At 49.6% G+C, this 4,706-nt stretch carries 5 protein-coding genes and 1 pseudogene; 1 reads left to right on the top strand and 5 read right to left on the bottom strand.

Annotated elements, in window-relative coordinates:
* Positions 1-77: 77 nt before the first annotated feature.
* Both Q0Z69_RS16615 and Q0Z69_RS16610 read right to left on the bottom strand, forming a co-directional pair.
* Complete coding sequence (locus Q0Z69_RS16615; RefSeq protein ID WP_298035517.1) at positions 78-977, bottom strand: nitroreductase family protein; 900 nt, start codon at positions 975-977, stop codon at positions 78-80.
* Between the two features lie 18 nt (positions 978-995).
* Complete coding sequence (locus Q0Z69_RS16610) at positions 996-2,381, bottom strand: cytosine permease (protein ID WP_298035516.1); 1,386 nt, start codon at positions 2,379-2,381, stop codon at positions 996-998.
* 238 nt (positions 2,382-2,619) lie between these two features.
* On the opposite strand from Q0Z69_RS16610, the gene Q0Z69_RS16605 reads away from it, so the two are divergent.
* Positions 2,620-3,390, top strand: a complete 771-nt coding sequence (locus Q0Z69_RS16605) for a GntR family transcriptional regulator (RefSeq protein WP_298035515.1) — start codon at positions 2,620-2,622, stop codon at positions 3,388-3,390.
* Between the two features lie 32 nt (positions 3,391-3,422).
* Here the strand turns inward: Q0Z69_RS16605 and Q0Z69_RS16600 are convergent, their stop codons facing one another.
* The 3 genes and pseudogenes from Q0Z69_RS16600 to Q0Z69_RS16590 form a co-directional block, all read right to left on the bottom strand.
* Positions 3,423-4,082: a CAP domain-containing protein gene (locus tag Q0Z69_RS16600; RefSeq protein WP_298035514.1), complete on the bottom strand. Its 660-nt coding sequence runs from the start codon at positions 4,080-4,082 to the stop codon at positions 3,423-3,425.
* On the bottom strand, positions 4,079-4,378 hold the full coding sequence (locus Q0Z69_RS16595) for a hypothetical protein (protein WP_298035513.1): 300 nt from the start codon (positions 4,376-4,378) through the stop codon (positions 4,079-4,081). Before Q0Z69_RS16595 ends, Q0Z69_RS16600 begins: the two co-directional genes overlap by 4 nt.
* Positions 4,379-4,474: 96 nt before the next feature.
* Positions 4,475-4,636: pseudogene (locus Q0Z69_RS16590) on the bottom strand (sortase); the annotation flags it as partial.
* Positions 4,637-4,706: the final 70 nt, after the last annotated feature.

The following is a 4,706-nucleotide window of genomic DNA, read 5'->3' as shown; positions in this document are numbered from 1 at the left end:
TACAAATCTGGGAGGATATTATATTATTTATGAAAGGGTCTCATTTCAGAAATTTCCCCTTGACAAATGTTATCTGACTACAATTTTGCCGGGATATCCTCTGCCATAATGTAATGGACCGGGTTTCTGTTCTGCCTGAGAACTCCGCGCGCATAGTTAATCTCAGGGTACCCAAATCCTACAACTGCGCCTACATAGTGATCTTCCGGAATCTTGAGCGCCCGAAGAATCTCCGGCATATTCTGGAGTACTCCCATTGTATAGGTCATCATGCCAGCTCCGAGGCCGTGGGCTGTGCAGAGCAGTTCAAAATATGTGCTGGTCACATCACAGTCAATGCCCTGATCCTTATCCCAACAATCGCCCCAAAGCTTGGCGTGGGCAATGAAAATATGCGGAGCATTGCAGAACAATCCATCGCCGGGGCGGATACTGTCCCGCTCTTCCGATGCTTCCATAATGGCATATTTTTCCGCTCCAATATTATAGCCGTAAATACCTTGCCTGGCCTGTTCCTCCATTTTATCATGGCAAATTCTCCGAATGTGATCCATCACTTCCATGTCATCCACAATGGTGTACTCCACCATCTGGGCGTTTCCGCCAGTAGGCGCGTTCTGGAGCTGCGATACAAGGCTGCGAATAAGCGCAGGATCAACGTTTTTCTTTTTATAACGGCGGCATGACCGGCGATTCGCAACCAGTCTGTCAAACTGTTCGGCAATAGCGGCATCCGGTGGGGCTGGGCAATCCCCAGCTGTCTTTCCAAAAATTGATATGGCACCAACTGGACATACCGCGAGGCAGTGCTCGCATCGCCAGCAGCCGCCCCAACCATATTCATCAAAATCATCCATTACTGGAACACATGCCTCATTCAAGTGCAAAACCATTCCAGCACAAACTTTCTGGCACAGACCGCACCCAATACATTTTTGGGTATCGACAGAAAACAACGTCTGATTTTTTAAACCCATGTAAACTCTCCACTCCGATCATCCATGATTCCAGCGCTTTTTTGCCACCAGTGTGTATACAACGCCTGTCAAAACAAATGTTGGTATAACGGCGCCGGTAGTTTCAGAAAACACGCCCACATTTTTTGTAATGATGTAGAAAATTACGCCTGCCGCCCACAAAACGGCCGTCATCCAGTTCACACCGTTGGTGTACCAATATGGCCCGTTCTTTTCGGCAATGTACTCCATGCGATAGTCTCCTTTTCTCACCAGATAATAATCACAGATCACAATTGCGATCAAGGGAGGAAAGGAGCCACTGATGAAGTCGAGGAAAATCATGAAGGAGTCATAGAAGGAGAACACAAATACCGGAATCAGGCCAACGATCAAAGTCAGTATCCCGCTGACAAGAGATGCCGGCATAAACCTCACATTTCTCGAAATATTCATAACAGAGAAAGCAGCAGTGTAAATGCAAACCAGGTTGGATGTGATTGTTGTAAACAAGATAACCAGCAGTGCGACCCAGCCAAGTCCCAGAGAAGCCGCCGTGGTAGACGGGTCAGACAGGTTGGGATCATACACGCCTGTGCTAGACGCCACGGCAATGACCGTCAATATTCCAACGCCGATGAACCAGATGCCGGCAATAGAAAGACCGATTGCAGGTGCGCCGGTTGCTGCCGCTCTTGTTTTCGTATATCGGGTAAATTCGCAGGAACTGAGAACCCATGCGAGCATTCCCGCGAAAATCATATCAAAGCCAACGCCAAATGGAACAAATTGTTCAGCAGAAGGCCGCCAGTTCGCAATCGCCGTCAAATCAAAGCTACGAACAACAACGATGGTCATCCAGCTGCTGAGAATGATTAGGCCGATGCTGAGGATCCGTTCCACGATTTTAATGGATTTAGACCCTTCCACAGAGACAAAGATCATGGACAGCGTACCAATCACCAAGATGCCAATAGCCATGACAGGTTCGCTACCTGGTTCTCCGGCCACTGGTGTTCCCAAGCTCATGTTCAGCAGATAGCTGATGGTGATCGCTCCCATGTAATGTGCAAATCCGCAGAAACCAATATTGGTGACCGCATTTAAGATGCTCAGCAGTTTGCTTCCATTGATTCCCAACGGGACCCGGATCACACCAGCCGTTGTCGTTCCCATCCGAAAGCCAATAAAGCCGACCAGCGCAACAGTCAATGCCCCGATGACCGTGCCTAAGATGTTGACTACAAAGGCACTGAAAATCCCCATGCCTGCAATCACACCGCCCAACCACCAAACAGATGGCTGCGCATTCGCTCCCAACCAAGTAAACATCATGTCAAGAAATCCATAATTTCTTTCGCTCATGGGAATGGCTTCTTCTATAGCATATTCCCGACTGTCCTGAACAATATCTTTTCCGTCCATCTCATATCTCCTTTTCTTCATAGGTATAAAGGTCAGACCTTACATATGTAATTATAATACAGCTTTTTCCCCTGTCAATACATTTTCAGAAAACTATCACAATTCGAATAAAAAGATTGCCCGCCGCCCCTGTTTTATGCTATACTTCCTATCAAACGGCACGTCACCGTAGCGCCTGTCCAATACTGGTATGATTTCTCTCTCGACCCGCACACTGTAAAGAGGATATGTATCATTTATGACAAACATATACAAGCAGAAGCCAAAAGCTGTCAGCAAAAACAGCTTCAGTGATTTGGCGCGAGATTCTATTGCTGCATACATTCAGGAATTAATCGATAACCGAAACGCTTCTGAAGAAGAGTTAAAGCTCCCTCCGGAAGTTAGGCTATCGGAAGAGCTTGGATTATCCAGGGCAACGGTCCGTCAGGCGCTGTCAGAGCTTGAGGCAGAAGGAATGATTATGCGCATCCACGGGAAGGGGACGTTTGTGAATCCCTATTATCAAAGCATGAAGCTTTGGCTGAATCCCGGCACTGAATTCAGCCAGCTGATACGCGGAAGCGGCTTTGAAGCGTCTGCCCGCGCTCTGCGCGTCTATACGGTTCAGGCTGACGCCATTCCAATCCGAGGGCCTGAATCGGTAAGCGGGCCTTTTACCGCGATTGAAAGCCTCTATTATGCTGATAATGCTCCCTGCATCTTCTGTATTGATTATCTGCCCTCTGCTTATATATCAGAAAAAGAGGATATCGATGCTTTCCTGAACAGCTTCCACCACTATCTTTTTGACAAAACAGGAAAGTCCTGCAAACGTGAATATATCAAGCTCAGCAGTATCTCTGCGGAAGAATTAAAGGCACTTTGTGGAGGCAAGGTATATCTGAACAGTGCCTCTTGCTTGGTGCATGAAGGTCACTTTTATGATCAAAACAATAAGCTTCTGTTTTTGTCTCTTGCTTATTTTGATACGAATTATTTGGATTTGAGCCTTATGAATCGTATCTAAGCATGATTTTATTGCACATAGATGCAGATATGTCATGTTTCCATCCATCTAAGCAAGCCAAAAGACCCGGAGGATAATATCCTCCGGGTCTTTTTCTTGTTTCTCCGGCAGAAGAGCCAGCTGGAAACCGTTGTTTGTGCAATGGCATTCAACTTGGAAGCACCGGAAAACCATGCGAGGTTAGAGTTAAAGCCATATGGATACCCGCAGGCCAGTACGGTCTCACATTCATATTGGAAGTTGTGCTTTCTGAAGCCTTGATCAGCGCAGACCTGCGCCGCCTCCATCAGCGCCTCGTTGACAGCCAGCTCGCCCGCGCCATTTTCACGGCGTACTTGATTGATCCGCTGGATCATCTCCTGGCGGACAGCCTCCAGATCACCGGCCGCAGTCCCCAACTCCGAAGCCGCATCCACGGGTGGCTCCCCGGTGTAGTCCGCGGCGCTGTCCACTCGGACGCCGTCCTGCCAATACACATTGAAGCCCACTTCCTTGCCGATATCCCGGAGCTTGACGAAATTATTGCCGTTGATGTTGTAGGCCTCCATCTGTACCTGCCGGCCGTCCACATAGATGGGCTGCCAGGTGGGAGTGGCCGCGACTCCCGCGGCAGCGGCGCCGCTTACCAGAGCTGCGCCGAGAGCCATGCCTGTCAGCACCAGAGCGATGTTCTTTCCTCTGCTTTTCATCATGAATACCTCCATCTCATCATGCCAGGATGATGACGGACGCGGCTGCGGATTTCGGGATCGTAGGTGGTCGCCAGCCGCCACAGGCATCGCGTGCGGTACGAGGAGCATACGATCTGTCCCAGAAGATCCTCCGCAGATACCCGTGCCGCTTTCTTGGGACTGGTGCCGCTGACGATGACCGGTTTTCCGTCCAGCACAGACTGAATGGCCTTTGGCTCCAGCAGCACGCGGCCCTCCGGCAGCATCAGGTCCAGCGCCTCCCCCGGATGCGACTCCAGAAACTCTCTCAGCGTCATCCGGCGCCTCCCGGCTGTATGACCATACCATACATGAAAAGCGCGTGGAAAGCTATCCGCTTAGATGGAGAAAGTATGGCGATGGACCGAAGCATATTACACAACCTCAACGGCCCGGACGCACCAGCGCTGGTCCCGTTCATTGCGGACACAGGTGTAGAGGGTCAGCATGTTCTCCGCAGAGGAGGCCAGGGCGCTCCGGTCCATCTCGCTGACCTTACTGACCGATATCACCTCATAGGCGCGGGTACCCAGCTTAATGGCTCTTTCCTGTTGTCTAAATACATTGTAACATTATGATTTCATAATGTCAAGTGTTTTTGCGAAA

It is taken from the genome of uncultured Dysosmobacter sp. (assembly GCF_947631165.1).
Classification (GTDB): domain Bacteria; phylum Bacillota; class Clostridia; order Oscillospirales; family Oscillospiraceae; genus Oscillibacter.
This window is presented reverse-complemented; position numbering and strand designations above follow the sequence as displayed.